The organism is Bacillus sp. FSL K6-2861 (assembly GCF_038630725.1).
Lineage (GTDB): Bacteria > Bacillota > Bacilli > Bacillales > Bacillaceae > Bacillus > Bacillus velezensis.
The window spans coordinates 1,676,483-1,689,905 of sequence record NZ_CP152037.1; the positions used below are offsets into that span (position 1 = coordinate 1,676,483).

A 13,423-nucleotide genomic window follows, 5' to 3' on the forward strand; every position below is an offset into this window, starting at 1 on the left:
GATTCAAAAGGAGAGAAAAACAGCATGTCAACAAGAGATTTATCGGTTTTAATAAGTGTTGTCCTCATTGTGGCAATGCTGGTGATTCCATTCCCTCCATGGTTGTTAAGTATTTTGATCATCATTAATATCTCTCTTGCGTTGATCGTGCTTCTCACCACAATGAATATGCAAGAACCGCTGCAATTCTCGATATTCCCGTCATTGCTGCTGTTATTGACGCTGTTTCGGCTTTCGCTCAATGTGTCGACGACACGTTCGATTCTTTCTCACGGAGAAGGGGGAAAGGTTGTTGAGACATTCGGGAATTTCGTTGTCGGCGGAAATGTGCTGGTAGGGCTTGTTGTCTTCATTATCTTGATTATTATTCAGTTTATCGTCATTACAAAAGGCGCCGAGCGGGTATCGGAAGTGGCGGCGAGATTTACGCTCGATGCGATGCCCGGAAAGCAAATGAGTATTGACGCGGATTTAAATGCCGGCATGATTACGGAGCAGGATGCAAAGCACAGACGTGAAAAAGTCGCCCGGGAAGCGGATTTTTACGGCGCCATGGACGGTGCGAGCAAATTCGTCAAAGGGGATGCCATCGCGGGTATCATCATCGTGATGATCAATATTATTTTCGGAATCGTAATCGGCATGCTGCAGCAGGGGATGAGCATACAAGAAGCTGCGTCTCACTTTACAATGCTGACGGTCGGTGACGGTATCGTTTCTCAAATGCCGGCCTTGCTCATTTCAACGGCTACGGGGATCGTCGTGACGAGAGCGGCATCTGAAGGAAACCTCGGTCATGATATTACAGGCCAGCTGTTTGCTTATCCGAAGCTCTTGTATGTAGCTGCGGGAACTGTACTTTTGCTCGGTCTTCTTACACCGATCGGCATTCTGCTGACGGGGCCGATCGCCGGTCTGCTTGCATTCGGCGCTTACATGCTGTCCAAAGCGGATAAGCCGAGCGAAGAAGAGGAAGAAATTCTTGAAGAAGAGGCTCAGGCGGATGAACTGAAAAGCCCGGAAAGCGTTGTGCAGCTTTTACATATTGATCCGATTGAATTTGAGTTCGGATACGGACTCGTGCCGCTTGCAGACGCGGGGCAGGGCGGTGATCTTCTTGACCGCATCGTCATGATCAGACGTCAGCTTGCGCTTGAATTGGGACTTGTCATTCCGGTTGTGCGCATCAGAGATAACATCGCGCTCCAGCCGAATGAATACAGATTGAAAATTAAAGGCAATGAAGTCGCTAAAGGAGAGCTCCTGCTGGATCATTACTTAGCGATGTCACCGACGCCTGAAGATGACGTCATTGAAGGAATTGAAACGATAGAGCCGTCGTTCGGACTTCCCGCAAAATGGATCAGCGAAGCTGCAAAAGATGAAGCGGACATGCTGGGATATACAGTTGTTGATCCGGCATCAGTCGTATCTACGCATATTACAGAAAAAATTAAGCAGCATGCCCATGAACTGGTCGGCAGACAGGAAACCAAGCAGCTGATCGATCATCTGAAGGAAAATTATCCTGTGCTTGTTGAGGAAGTCACGCCAAACCCTCTTTCTGTCGGCGATATTCAAAAGGTGCTTGCCAAATTGCTGAGAGAAAAAGTTTCAATCAGAAACTTGGTGACCATTTTTGAAACTCTTGCCGATTACGGAAGATTAACGACAGATTCAGATCTTTTGACAGAATACGCGAGACAGTCGCTTGCCAAACAAATCACGGCGCAATATGCGAGAGAGCATGAAACGCTGAAGGTCATCACATGCTCAGGCCGGGTGGAAAAAGCGATTGCAGACGGGGTACAGCAGACTGAACAGGGCAATTACCTGTCACTCGACCCTGAGGTTTCAGACAGCATCATCCGTTCTGTCGCTAAAGAGGCCGAGCAGCTTTCCATCCGCCAGGAGTCGGCGATTCTGCTTTGCTCGCCTGCTGTCAGAATGTATGTAAAACAGCTGTTAGAACGGTATTTCCCTGATCTTCCGGTTCTTTCTTATAATGAGCTGGAAGCAAATGTTGAAGTACAGAGCATTGGAGTGGTGGATATTTAATGAAAATAAAAAAATTTACAGCCGCTTCAATGCAGGATGCCGCGAAGCAAATCAAAAAGGAACTTGGCAATGATGCCGTTATTTTACATTCCAAACAAGTAAAGAAACGAAAATGGCTGGGGCTGCGGTCGCAGCAGGCCGTCGAAGTGATAGCGGTTTTAGATCGTGACGTCAGGGAAGCGAGAAAAACGCCGCCGGCTGCCGCTGAAGAAATGAAAAAGACGAAAACGGCGGAGAAAGCTGAGCCTGTTCAGCCGCCGCGCCTTCCGGATCAAAGTATTTCCGGCGAACTGGCGCATTTTAAAGAAGTGTTCCCTGAACCATTAAAAAAAGCCGAGAGACTATTGAAGCAAGCCGGGCTTCCTGATCATACGCAAAACGCCGTACTCAGTGAATTGCTCCGTTCTTCAATTGTTTCCGGAGATTTAACTGAAGATAATGTCAGCTCCAAACTGCAGGATTTGTTAGTGAAAAAACTCCCTTCGGCAGACAGGTGGCAGGAAGGGATTCAATCAAAATACGTCGTGCTTTTCGGTTCAACCGGGGCCGGCAAAACGACTACACTTGCGAAACTCGCGGCCTCATCAATGCTGACAGAGCATAAAAAAATTGCCTTTATGACGACGGATACTTACCGGATTGCCGCAGTCGAGCAGCTGAAGACATATGCGGAGCTGCTTCAGGCTCCTCTTGAAGTATGCTATTCAAAGGAAGAATGTCTGAAGGCACTGGAAAAATTCGCTGAATATGACCATGTTTTCATTGATACAGCCGGTAGAAACTTTAAAGAAGAGCAGTATATTACGGAATTACAAGAGATGATTCCGTTTGAATCAGGCTTACAATCCTTTCTCGTATTATCCGCATCTGCAAAATATGAAGATATGAAACAGGTGCTGAAACAGTTTTCAGGTGTGCCGGTCAATCAATTCATTTTCACGAAAGCGGATGAAACCGCCTCACTCGGCTCCGTGTTTCAAGTGCTGTCGGAATCAAGAATCGGCGCCGCCTATTTGACAAATGGACAGGATGTGCCTGAAGACATCCTATCGGCTTCACCAAAAGAGTTTGTAAGGATGCTTTTGACATGAAACCCGATCAGGCAGAGTCATTAAGAAGGAAAATGAGAGAGCGGCAAATGATCAAGCCGGAGCTTTATGAGAAAAAAGCGAAGACATTAGCCGTCATCAGCGGTAAAGGCGGCGTCGGAAAATCTAATTTAACATTAAACATGGCAGTTGCCCTGCAGGAAAAAGGAAAAAAAGCACTCATCATTGATCTTGACATCGGAATGGGCAACATTGATGTGCTGATCGGCGCTGCTTCTTCCCGCACCATTATTGATGTGATGGAGAATCGGCACGCGTTGGCGCAATCACTGTCCTCCGGTCCGAAAGGCCTTCGCTACATATCCGGAGGAACGGGGCTTGAGGCGATCTATCAAGCAGACAGAGAGAAGTGGTCGGCTTTTATGAATGGTCTTTCCGCTGTATTAAGCGATTTTGATTACGTTCTGTTTGATATGGGAGCGGGACTTTCAAAAGAACAGCTGCCGTTTATTTTATCGGCGGAAGACATTCTCGCCGTGACAACGCCTGAGCCGACGGCCATTATGGATGCTTACAGCGCGATCAAACATCTTTTGCTCGCGGATGAACGGCTGACTGTAAACATTGCCGTCAATCGCGCCCGCGCCCAAAAACAGGCGCTGGACACGTACAACCGCCTTTCTCATGCGATTCACACGTTTTTAGGCGCGGAGGTGCGTTTCGCCGGCTCCATACCCGATGACCCGTTAGTAAGTCAAGCCGTCATTGACCAGGTGCCTTTTTTAATAAAAAGTCCTCAAGCAAAAGCCAGCAGGTCCGTCCGTCTTCTGACGGATGTCTTGTTTCAAACGGAAGAAAACAAACCAAGAGAAGAGAAACCGGCATTTATTGAGAGATTATCTTCTTTTTTATTGAGGAGGACTTTACAGTGATTCGTGTGCTTGTCGTTGATGACTCAGCTTTTATGAGAAAGATGATTACCGATTTTCTGGCTGCGGAAGTGCAGATAGAAGTCATCGGGACAGCCAGAAACGGGGAAGAGGCGCTGAAGAAAATAGAGCTTCTCAAACCGGATGTTGTCACGCTTGATATTGAAATGCCGGTCATGAACGGAACGGATACATTGCGGAAGATCATCAGCATATATAAACTTCCCGTCATCATGGTATCGAGCCAGACACAGCAAGGGAAGGACCGAACGATCAACTGCCTGGAAATGGGCGCTTTTGATTTTATCACCAAGCCTTCCGGAGCAATTTCACTTGATCTTTATAAAATTAAAGAGCAGCTGATTGAGAGGGTGATTGCAGCCGGGCTGTCCCGCGCACAAAAACCTGAGGCGGCAGTGAAAGAGTCTTCTATCCCGGAACGTCCGGCTTTGGCGGGATTTGAAAGACCGAAAGTAAGATCCGCCAAGCAGGCCGTATTCATCGCGACCTCTACAGGCGGACCGCGGGCTCTGCAAAAGGTGATTCCGAAACTGCCGAAGGATTTAAAGGCGCCTGTATTTGTCGTTCAGCACATGCCTGAAGGCTTCACCGCTTCACTTGCAGACAGACTCAACCATTTGTCAGATATTCAGGTCAAAGAAGCGGAAAACGGTGAAGAAGCGAAAGACGGATGGGTGTACATCGCGCCCGGCGGAAAAAATATGACGGTTGCAGAGGAAGGCGGAAGGCTCCGCATCATTCTTGACGTTCATGATACGGAAAGCCGGCATAAACCGTCAGCCGATTATTTGTTTCGTTCGGCAAGCCGCTTATCCGATTACGAAAAGGTAGCCGTCATTATGACAGGCATGGGCAGCGACGGAACCGAGGGCGTAAAAGAAATGCTCAGAACAGGCAGCGTTAAAACGATTGCGGAATCGGACGAATCCTGTGTTGTGTTCGGAATGCCGAAGTCAGCGATAAAGGCGGGCCTCATTCATGAGATTAAACATGTGGAAGATATCGCGGCATCCATCACCGGATGTGTGAAAAAAGAGAGGGTGTGAATCAATTGGATATGAATCAATATTTAGATGTCTTTATTGATGAAAGTAAAGAGCACTTACAGACATGTAACGAAAAGCTGCTGCTGTTGGAAAAAGATCCGGCAGACCTTCAGCTTGTGCATGACATCTTCAGAGCTGCCCATACGCTGAAAGGCATGAGCGCAACGATGGGATATACAGATCTGGCGCATTTAACCCACCTGATGGAAAATGTGCTGGACGCCATCCGCAACGGAGAAATGCCCGTTACATCAGATTGGCTGGATGTGCTGTTTGAAGCGCTTGATCATCTTGAAGAGATGGTGCAGTCCATTATTGACGGAGGAGACGGCAAACGTGATATTTCTGAAGTGAGTGCGAAGCTCGACGTAAATGCGGTGCATGAGACTGCGGCTTCAGCCGAAACAGCAGAACCGCCGGCTTCAAAACAACAGGCTTCAACTGAATGGGATTATGACGAGTTCGAACGGACTGTTATTGAAGAGGCGGAAGAGCAAGGATTCAGCCGCTATGAAATAACGATTTCCCTGAATGAAAGCTGCATGCTCAAAGCCGTGCGCGTGTACATGATATTTGAGAAGCTGAATGAAGCCGGGGAAGTCGCAAAAACGATACCCGCCGCGGAAGTGCTTGAGACGGAAGATTTCGGAACGGATTTTCAGGTGTGTTTCTTAACAAAGCAGCCTGCTGAAGAAATTAAAGAACTCATCAGCGGCATTTCAGAAGTGGAGAATGTCGAAATTTCTGCCGGTGCGCCGTTAAAAACGGCCGAAAAACCGCAAGCGGCTGAACCGGTGAAGGAAGCTCCGGTTAAAAAGGCTGAGAAACAGCCTAAGCCGCAAGCGAAAACGGAAGAACAGCCGAAGCATCACAGCGGCTCGAAAACGATTCGCGTCAACATTGAAAGACTGGATTCTTCAATGAACCTTTTTGAAGAACTTGTCATTGACCGCGGACGTCTTGAGCAGATCGCCAAAGAGCTTGACCACAATGAGCTGACTGAAACCGTTGAACGCCTGACCAGAATCTCGGGCGACCTTCAGTCTATTATTCTTAATATGCGGATGGTGCCGGTAGAAACCGTCTTTAACCGTTTCCCGAGAATGATCCGCCAGCTTCAAAAGGAATTAAACAAGAAAATCGAATTGTCCATCATCGGAGCTGAAACGGAGCTGGACCGCACGGTGATTGATGAAATCGGCGATCCGCTTGTTCATTTAATCAGAAACAGCATCGATCACGGCATTGAATCGCCTGAAGTGCGGGTGAATAAAGGAAAACCGGAATCAGGTCATGTCGTGCTTAAGGCATATCACAGCGGCAACCACGTCTTTATTGAGGTTGAAGATGACGGGGCCGGCCTGAACAGAAAGAAAATTCTTGAAAAAGCGCTCGAGCGGAGTGTAATCACCGAACGTGATGCTGAAACGCTTGAAGATAATGAGATTTACGAGCTTATTTTTGCTCCGGGCTTCTCGACTGCCGATCAAATTTCTGACATTTCAGGGCGGGGCGTCGGCCTGGATGTCGTAAAAAATAAACTCGAATCACTCGGCGGCTCTGTCAGTGTCAAATCCGCGGAAGGTCAAGGTTCTCTTTTCAGTATCCAGCTTCCGCTGACACTTTCAATTATATCCGTTCTTCTCATTAAACTGGAAGAAGAGACGTTTGCGATACCGATTTCTTCTATTATAGAGACGGCTGTTATTGATAAGAAAGATATCCTGCAGACGCATGACAGAGAAGTGATTGATTTCAGAGGCCAAATCGTTCCGATCGTCTATCTGAAAAAAGAATTCGGCATTACGGATTCAAAACAGGATGCCGATCAGTTCCATGTAATCGTCGTGAAAAAGGGCGATAAATCCACTGCTTTTGTCGTGGATTCTTTTATCGGACAGCAGGAAGTCGTACTGAAATCACTCGGCGACTATTTGACGAACGTCTTTGCGATTTCCGGCGCTACGATTCTCGGAAACGGAGAAGTGGCGCTGATTATTGATTGCAATGCGCTGATCTACTAAAACGACACGAGGAGGTGCCCGAATGACTGCTGAAATCAAAACAGGTGAAAAAATGATTGTGTTTATGATAAACGGGAAAGAATACGCTATCTCAGTTTCCCAGGTGAAATCAATTGAAAAGTGGCAAAAACCGACGAGGGTCCCGGGTGTGGAATCTTATATCCGCGGCGTTATCAATCTGCGCGGAGTGATTACCCCGGTTCTTGATTTAAGAAAACGTCTGAATCAGCCTGAACAGGACATCACAGAAGAGACTCGGATTATCATCATTTCTTATCGTGACGCCGATGTCGGATGGGTCGTGGATGAGGCCAATGACGTCATCACCGTGCATGAAAATGAAATCGAATCCGCGCCTGAAAGCCAGACAAAGGAAACGGATGTGTGGATTAAACAGATCGTCAAGCAAGATAACAGGCTCCTCAATATTATCGATGCGCATGCGGTACTGGATAAAGGTGCTTCGGCATCTGCGTCCGGAGAGCCTAATGCTTAAAGGGGAAAAGACAACATGAGTAAGTTTGAAGCGATCAAAGAAGAGCAGATGGATATTTTGCGGGAAGTCGGAAATATCGGGGCGGGTCACTCGGCTTCTGCAATGGCTCAGCTGCTGAACAGAAAGATAGACATGGAAGTGCCGTTTGCGACTTTATTGACATTTGATGAGCTCGCTGATTTTTTCGGCGGGGCTGAAACGCCGGTCGCCAGTATCTTTTTAAGAATGGAAGGCGACATGACCGGCTCTATCTTTCTCATCATGCCTTTCCATCAGGCGGAACAGTTTATCAGAGAGCTGATCGGAAATCCGGATTTTGATATTGACCAGTTGGGTGAAGATCATTTGAGTTCTTCTGCTTTACATGAGTTCGGCAATATTTTAGCAGGTTCCTATTTAACGGCATTGGCTGATTTGACAAAGCTTGAGATTTACCCGAGCGTGCCGGAAATCTCACTTGATATGTTCGGCGCGGTTATCAGTGAAGGGCTGATGGAGCTCAGCCAAGTCGGAGAGCATGCCATTGTCGTGGATACTTCTATTTTTGACCAGGGCAGCCGGCAGGAGCTCAAAGCCCACATGTTTATGCTCCCGGACTATGATTCTTTTGAAAAGCTCTTCGTCTCATTGGGTGCGGCTTTATGAGCCGTGCGGAAGCCGCAGTCGTTAAAGTGGGGATTGCGGATGTTCAAGTCGCGCGTTACCCGGATAAAATCCGGACCTCGGGACTCGGTTCATGCGTAGGGCTGGTTTTATACGATAAAGACAAACAAACGGCAGGACTCGTTCACGTCATGCTGCCGGACTCCGGTTTATCAAAAACGGCGGAGCTCAACCGTGCAAAATACGCGGACACCGCCGTTAAGATGACGATTGATATGCTTTTGAAAGCCGGCTGCCGCAAGTTTGCCCTGAAGGCAAAACTCGCCGGGGGAGCGGAGATGTTTAAGTTTAAAATGACAAACGACCTGATGAAAATCGGTCCGAGGAATGTAGCGGCCATCAAAGAGCAGCTTTCATTGTATAACATTCCGGTCATCAGTGAAGATACGGGCGGCTCAAGCGGCCGGACGATTGAATTTGAGCCAAAGTCCTGCATGCTGCACATTCGAACTGTTAAACAAGGTGAAACAACGATTTAATAAAGGTATGAGGTAGGGGGATAACAATGCAATCCTTGAATTATGAAGATCAGGTGCTTTGGTCGCGCTGGAAAGAGTGGAAAGATCCTAAAGCCGGTGATGATTTAATGCGCCGTTACATGCCGCTGGTCACATATCATGTCGGCAGAATTTCCGTCGGACTGCCGAAATCGGTGCATAAAGACGATCTAATGAGCCTTGGTATGCTTGGTTTATATGATGCCCTGGAAAAATTTGACCCCGGCCGGGATTTAAAATTTGATACCTATGCCTCGTTTAGAATTCGCGGTGCAATCATCGACGGGCTGCGTAAAGAAGATTGGCTGCCCAGAACTTCACGGGAGAAGACAAAAAAAGTCGAAGCGGCGATCGAAAAACTTGAACAGCGCTACCTTCGGAATGTGACTCCTTCAGAGATCGCAGAAGAGCTGGGGATGACGGAGCAGGACGTAGTATCAACGATGAATGAAGGGTTTTTTGCCAATCTCTTATCAATTGATGAAAAGCTTCACGACCAGGATGACGGTGAGAATATTCAAGTGATGATCAGAGATGACAAAAATGTGCCGCCGGAAGAAAAAATCATGAAGGACGAGCTGATCGCTCAGCTTGCGGGCAAAATTCACGAGCTCTCTGAAAAAGAGCAGCTTGTCGTCAGTTTATTCTATAAAGAAGAACTGACTTTGACCGAGATCGGACAAGTCCTGAACCTTTCGACGTCGCGGATTTCACAGATTCATTCAAAGGCGCTGTTTAAATTAAAGCATCTGCTTGAAAAAGTAATTCAATAATGAACTCATGGTTAGCGAGTGAAAAACATGTCAACACTATTATGGCTTTTAAGCTTTGTGCTTCACGGCGTACTGCTTTATGCCGTCATTATTCTGTACACGAGGTTTTCAGCCCTCAAGGAGACGGAGCGCCAGCAGAAGAAGATTCTTGAAGAGACGGAAAACACCCTTGCAGCGTTTCTGCTTGAGCTGAAAGAAGAAAATGAAAGACTCGAAGACGCAAAAAGCCGTCAAGCGCCGGACGCAGAAGATGCCGAACCCCGGCCGGAACCGAAAGAAGAGCCTGATATTCCGGACCACATGGAAAAGCTCATCAGTGCAACGGAACGGGCTGAAAGTGATGAAAACAACGGTGCGCATTCGTTTGAAAAACGTGTTTCAGAATTATATGAACAAGGGCTCACCCCCGCGGAAATCGCCAAACGGATGCAGAGCGGAAAGACAGAAATCGAGCTGTTTTTAAAATTTCGCGGCAAAGCTGTAAAGGATTCTTGATTGTCGCATAAAGCTGTGTTATATTATGTCTTGGTGTTAAATACACACGCTTAACGATTTATGCAGAGGGTGCTGCAAACGGCAGTTCTGCACAAAAATGACCTAAGCGGAGGAAAAAAACCATTTTATTAGGAGGAAATCACATGTCAGTTATTTCTATGAAACAATTGCTTGAAGCTGGTGTTCACTTCGGCCACCAAACACGCCGCTGGAACCCAAAAATGAAGCGTTACATTTTCACGGAGCGTAACGGAATCTACATCATTGACCTTCAAAAAACAGTGAAAAAAGTAGAGGAAGCTTACAACTTCACGAAAAACCTTGCTGCTGAAGGCGGAAAAATCCTTTTCGTCGGCACAAAAAAACAAGCTCAGGATTCTGTTAAAGAAGAAGCTGTACGCTCTGGCATGTACTATGTCAACCAACGCTGGTTGGGCGGTACACTGACAAACTTCGAAACAATCCAAAAACGCATTAAGCGTCTGAAAGACATCGAGAAAATGCAAGAAAACGGTACATTTGAAGTACTTCCGAAAAAAGAAGTTGTTCAATTGAAAAAAGAATTAGAGCGTCTTGAAAAATTCCTCGGCGGAATTAAAGACATGAAGGATCTTCCTGATGCATTATTCATCATCGATCCTCGCAAAGAGCGCATCGCTGTTGCGGAAGCTCGCAAATTGAACATTCCTATCATCGGAATCGTAGATACAAACTGTGATCCTGATGAAATTGATGTCGTAATCCCTGCAAACGATGACGCAATCCGCGCTGTCAAACTTCTTACTTCTAAAATGGCAGATGCTATTCTTGAAGCGAAGCAAGGCGAAGAAGAAGCGGAAGCTGCTGAAGAGACTGCACCTGAAACAGAAACGACAACTGCGTAACCTAATCAAAAGGTGATAAGAGGGACTGCCTTTTATCACCTTTTTTCAAGAAAAATGTATCTATACATATCTTGTTTACACATATAAGGAGGAATTCAAATGGCTATTACTGCACAGCAGGTAAAAGAACTGCGTCAAAAAACAGGCGCTGGTATGATGGACTGTAAAAAAGCATTGACTGAAACTGACGGAGATATGGACAAAGCAATCGACCTTCTGAGAGAAAAAGGAATTGCGAAAGCGGCTAAAAAAGCTGACCGTATCGCTGCTGAAGGTTCTACTCTTATTAAAACTGACGGCAACAAAGGCGTTATCTTAGAAGTAAACTCTGAAACTGATTTCGTTGCGAAAAACGAAGGCTTCAAAGAGCTTCTGAACACGCTTGCTGACCACCTTCTTGCAAACGCTCCTGCTGATCTTGAAGAAGCAATGGGTCAAAAGATGGAAAACGGTTCTACTGTTGAAGAATACATCACAAGCAACGTTGCTAAAATCGGAGAGAAAATCACTCTTCGCCGTTTTGCTGTTATTTCAAAAGAAGACAGCGAAGCGTTCGGTGCTTACCTTCACATGGGAGGCCGCATCGGCGTATTATCCGTTCTTAGCGGAACAACTGACGAAGATCTTGCAAAAGACATTGCGATGCATGTTGCAGCGGTAAATCCTCGTTACATTTCCCGCGACCAAGTGTCTGAAGAAGAAGCAAACCATGAGCGTCAGATTCTGACTCAGCAAGCTCTTCAAGAAGGCAAACCGGAAAACATCGTAGCTAAAATGGTTGAAGGCCGTCTGAACAAATTCTTCGAAGAAATTTGCTTATTAGACCAAGCTTTCGTTAAAAACCCAGACGAAAAAGTGAAACAAGTTGTGGCTGCGAAAAACGCATCTGTTAAAACTTACGTCCGCTACGAAGTTGGAGAAGGTATTGAAAAACGCCAAGAAAACTTTGCTGAAGAAGTTATGAACCAAGTGAAAAAATAATGGCGGAAAGCCTTGGCGAATCTTTCGCGGCTTTTCAGGCAGTATAGGGGACACTACTTGTGTTCCCTATTTTTAAAACTATATTTACAAACCTTTTTTTCTCTTGCATAATAGGAAACGGCAATGTTTACACTTGGAGGTTATTATGGAAAAACCAAAATACAATCGTATCGTTTTAAAGCTTAGCGGAGAAGCATTGGCAGGAGAGCAGGGAAACGGCATTAATCCGACTGTCATCCAATCCATCGCTAAACAGGTAAAAGAAATCGCTGAGCTTGACGTCGAAGTGGCCGTAGTCGTAGGCGGCGGCAACTTATGGCGCGGAAAAACGGGCAGTGACTTAGGAATGGACCGTGCGACGGCCGATTATATGGGCATGCTTGCTACTGTCATGAACTCACTTGCCCTGCAGGACAGCCTGGAAACGCTCGGAATTCAGTCCAGAGTGCAGACATCAATTGAAATGCGTCAGGTCGCTGAGCCTTACATCAGAAGAAAAGCCATCCGCCACCTGGAGAAAAAACGCGTTGTTATTTTTGCCGCGGGAACAGGAAACCCTTATTTCTCTACGGACACAACCGCAGCGCTGCGTGCCGCTGAAATTGAAGCGGACGTGATCTTAATGGCGAAAAATAATGTCGACGGTGTGTATAATGCTGATCCGAGAAAAGATGAGTCAGCCGTTAAATACGAAAAATTATCTTATCTCGATGTGTTAAAAGACGGGCTGGAAGTCATGGATTCTACGGCTTCTTCACTATGTATGGATAATGATATTCCGCTGATCGTCTTTTCTATTATGGAAGAAGGAAATATTAAGCGTGCCGTAATCGGCGAATCAATCGGAACGATCGTAAGGGGGAAATAACGTTGTCAAACGAAGTATTAACACAAACAAAAGAACGCATGGAAAAAGCGGTTGCCGCTTATTCACGCGAATTGGCGTCAGTCCGCGCAGGACGTGCCAACCCATCTCTATTGGATAAAGTGACAGTAGAATACTACGGTGCCCAAACACCTTTAAACCAGCTGTCTTCCATCAATGTGCCTGAAGCGCGTATGCTTGTTGTCACACCGTATGACAAAACGGCAATCGGCGATATTGAAAAAGCGATTCTGAAAGCTGATCTTGGCGTAACGCCGACAAGTGACGGCACAATTATCCGCATCGCGATCCCGGCTCTGACGGAAGAAAGACGTAAAGAACTTGTCAAAGTCGTGAAAAAATACGCGGAAGAAGCGAAAGTAGCAGTCCGTAATGTCCGCCGTGACAGCAACGATGACCTCAAAAAACTTGAGAAAAACGGAGACATTACAGAAGACGAGCTTCGTGCTTCCAGTGAAGACGTTCAAAAGCTGACAGATGAATATGTGTCAAAAATTGACAGCGTCACAAAGGACAAAGAAAAAGAAATCATGGAAGTTTAATGAAAAACTATGTACAATAGATAATGTGAAAAGACCCTCTCATGTTTACAGGGGGTTTTTTTGTTAATACTGTTGATTA

General features: G+C 46.3%; 14 protein-coding genes. All 14 read left to right on the plus strand.

Annotation, left to right across the window (positions count from 1 at the left end; all coding sequences use genetic code 11):
* The first annotated feature begins 24 nt into the window (after window positions 1-24).
* Window positions 25-2,058: a flagellar biosynthesis protein FlhA gene (gene flhA / locus NYE62_RS08350; protein ID WP_007409788.1), complete on the plus strand. Its 2,034-nt coding sequence runs from the start codon at window positions 25-27 to the stop codon at window positions 2,056-2,058.
* Window positions 2,058-3,149, plus strand: coding sequence for a flagellar biosynthesis protein FlhF (gene flhF / locus NYE62_RS08355; RefSeq protein ID WP_144664696.1), 1,092 nt, complete (start codon window positions 2,058-2,060; stop codon window positions 3,147-3,149). Before flhA ends, flhF begins: the two co-directional genes overlap by 1 nt.
* Window positions 3,146-4,039 (plus strand): MinD/ParA family protein, encoded by an 894-nt coding sequence (locus NYE62_RS08360; RefSeq protein ID WP_020955825.1) that lies wholly within the window; start codon window positions 3,146-3,148, stop codon window positions 4,037-4,039. Before flhF ends, NYE62_RS08360 begins: the two co-directional genes overlap by 4 nt.
* Window positions 4,036-5,103: a chemotaxis response regulator protein-glutamate methylesterase gene (locus tag NYE62_RS08365; RefSeq protein WP_047935716.1), complete on the plus strand. Its 1,068-nt coding sequence runs from the start codon at window positions 4,036-4,038 to the stop codon at window positions 5,101-5,103. The genes NYE62_RS08360 and NYE62_RS08365 overlap by 4 nt, the downstream gene beginning before the upstream one ends.
* A gap of 5 nt (window positions 5,104-5,108) precedes the next feature.
* Entirely contained in the window at window positions 5,109-7,127 is a 2,019-nt protein-coding gene (gene cheA, locus NYE62_RS08370; RefSeq protein ID WP_144664695.1) for a chemotaxis protein CheA, read from the plus strand.
* Window positions 7,128-7,149: 22 nt separating this feature from the next.
* Window positions 7,150-7,623, plus strand: coding sequence for a chemotaxis protein CheW (gene cheW / locus NYE62_RS08375; protein ID WP_003154225.1), 474 nt, complete (start codon window positions 7,150-7,152; stop codon window positions 7,621-7,623).
* Between the two features lie 15 nt (window positions 7,624-7,638).
* Window positions 7,639-8,268: a CheY-P phosphatase CheC gene (cheC, locus tag NYE62_RS08380; RefSeq protein ID WP_003154222.1), complete on the plus strand. Its 630-nt coding sequence runs from the start codon at window positions 7,639-7,641 to the stop codon at window positions 8,266-8,268.
* On the plus strand, window positions 8,265-8,765 hold the full coding sequence (gene cheD / locus NYE62_RS08385) for a chemoreceptor glutamine deamidase CheD (protein ID WP_003154219.1): 501 nt from the start codon (window positions 8,265-8,267) through the stop codon (window positions 8,763-8,765). Before cheC ends, cheD begins: the two co-directional genes overlap by 4 nt.
* Before the next feature lie 26 nt (window positions 8,766-8,791).
* Window positions 8,792-9,556, plus strand: a complete 765-nt coding sequence (gene sigD, locus NYE62_RS08390; protein WP_003154217.1) for an RNA polymerase sigma-28 factor SigD — start codon at window positions 8,792-8,794, stop codon at window positions 9,554-9,556.
* A gap of 27 nt (window positions 9,557-9,583) precedes the next feature.
* Window positions 9,584-10,051: a hypothetical protein gene (locus tag NYE62_RS08395; RefSeq protein WP_040238143.1), complete on the plus strand. Its 468-nt coding sequence runs from the start codon at window positions 9,584-9,586 to the stop codon at window positions 10,049-10,051.
* A 143-nt stretch (window positions 10,052-10,194) separates the two neighbouring features.
* Window positions 10,195-10,935 carry a 30S ribosomal protein S2 gene (gene rpsB, locus NYE62_RS08400; RefSeq protein ID WP_003154215.1) on the plus strand — a complete coding sequence of 247 codons (741 nt, stop codon included), beginning with the start codon at window positions 10,195-10,197 and terminating at the stop codon, window positions 10,933-10,935.
* 99 nt (window positions 10,936-11,034) lie between these two features.
* Window positions 11,035-11,916, plus strand: a complete 882-nt coding sequence (gene tsf / locus NYE62_RS08405; protein ID WP_007611455.1) for a translation elongation factor Ts — start codon at window positions 11,035-11,037, stop codon at window positions 11,914-11,916.
* A gap of 145 nt (window positions 11,917-12,061) precedes the next feature.
* Window positions 12,062-12,784, plus strand: a complete 723-nt coding sequence (gene pyrH / locus NYE62_RS08410; RefSeq protein WP_003154213.1) for a UMP kinase — start codon at window positions 12,062-12,064, stop codon at window positions 12,782-12,784.
* Window positions 12,785-12,786: 2 nt separating this feature from the next.
* Window positions 12,787-13,344 carry a ribosome recycling factor gene (frr, locus tag NYE62_RS08415; RefSeq protein ID WP_003154212.1) on the plus strand — a complete coding sequence of 186 codons (558 nt, stop codon included), beginning with the start codon at window positions 12,787-12,789 and terminating at the stop codon, window positions 13,342-13,344.
* Window positions 13,345-13,423: the final 79 nt, after the last annotated feature.

Coding starts and splice junctions, on each gene's coding strand:
- tsf (WP_007611455.1), top strand. CDS start 11,035: ATGGCTATTACTGCACAGCAGGTAAAAGAACTGCGTCAAAAAACAGGC.
- pyrH (WP_003154213.1), top strand. CDS start 12,062: ATGGAAAAACCAAAATACAATCGTATCGTTTTAAAGCTTAGCGGAGAA.
- cheC (WP_003154222.1), top strand. CDS start 7,639: ATGAGTAAGTTTGAAGCGATCAAAGAAGAGCAGATGGATATTTTGCGG.
- sigD (WP_003154217.1), top strand. CDS start 8,792: ATGCAATCCTTGAATTATGAAGATCAGGTGCTTTGGTCGCGCTGGAAA.
- NYE62_RS08395 (WP_040238143.1), top strand. CDS start 9,584: ATGTCAACACTATTATGGCTTTTAAGCTTTGTGCTTCACGGCGTACTG.
- flhA (WP_007409788.1), top strand. CDS start 25: ATGTCAACAAGAGATTTATCGGTTTTAATAAGTGTTGTCCTCATTGTG.
- flhF (WP_144664696.1), top strand. CDS start 2,058: ATGAAAATAAAAAAATTTACAGCCGCTTCAATGCAGGATGCCGCGAAG.
- rpsB (WP_003154215.1), top strand. CDS start 10,195: ATGTCAGTTATTTCTATGAAACAATTGCTTGAAGCTGGTGTTCACTTC.
- cheW (WP_003154225.1), top strand. CDS start 7,150: ATGACTGCTGAAATCAAAACAGGTGAAAAAATGATTGTGTTTATGATA.
- cheD (WP_003154219.1), top strand. CDS start 8,265: ATGAGCCGTGCGGAAGCCGCAGTCGTTAAAGTGGGGATTGCGGATGTT.
- NYE62_RS08360 (WP_020955825.1), top strand. CDS start 3,146: ATGAAACCCGATCAGGCAGAGTCATTAAGAAGGAAAATGAGAGAGCGG.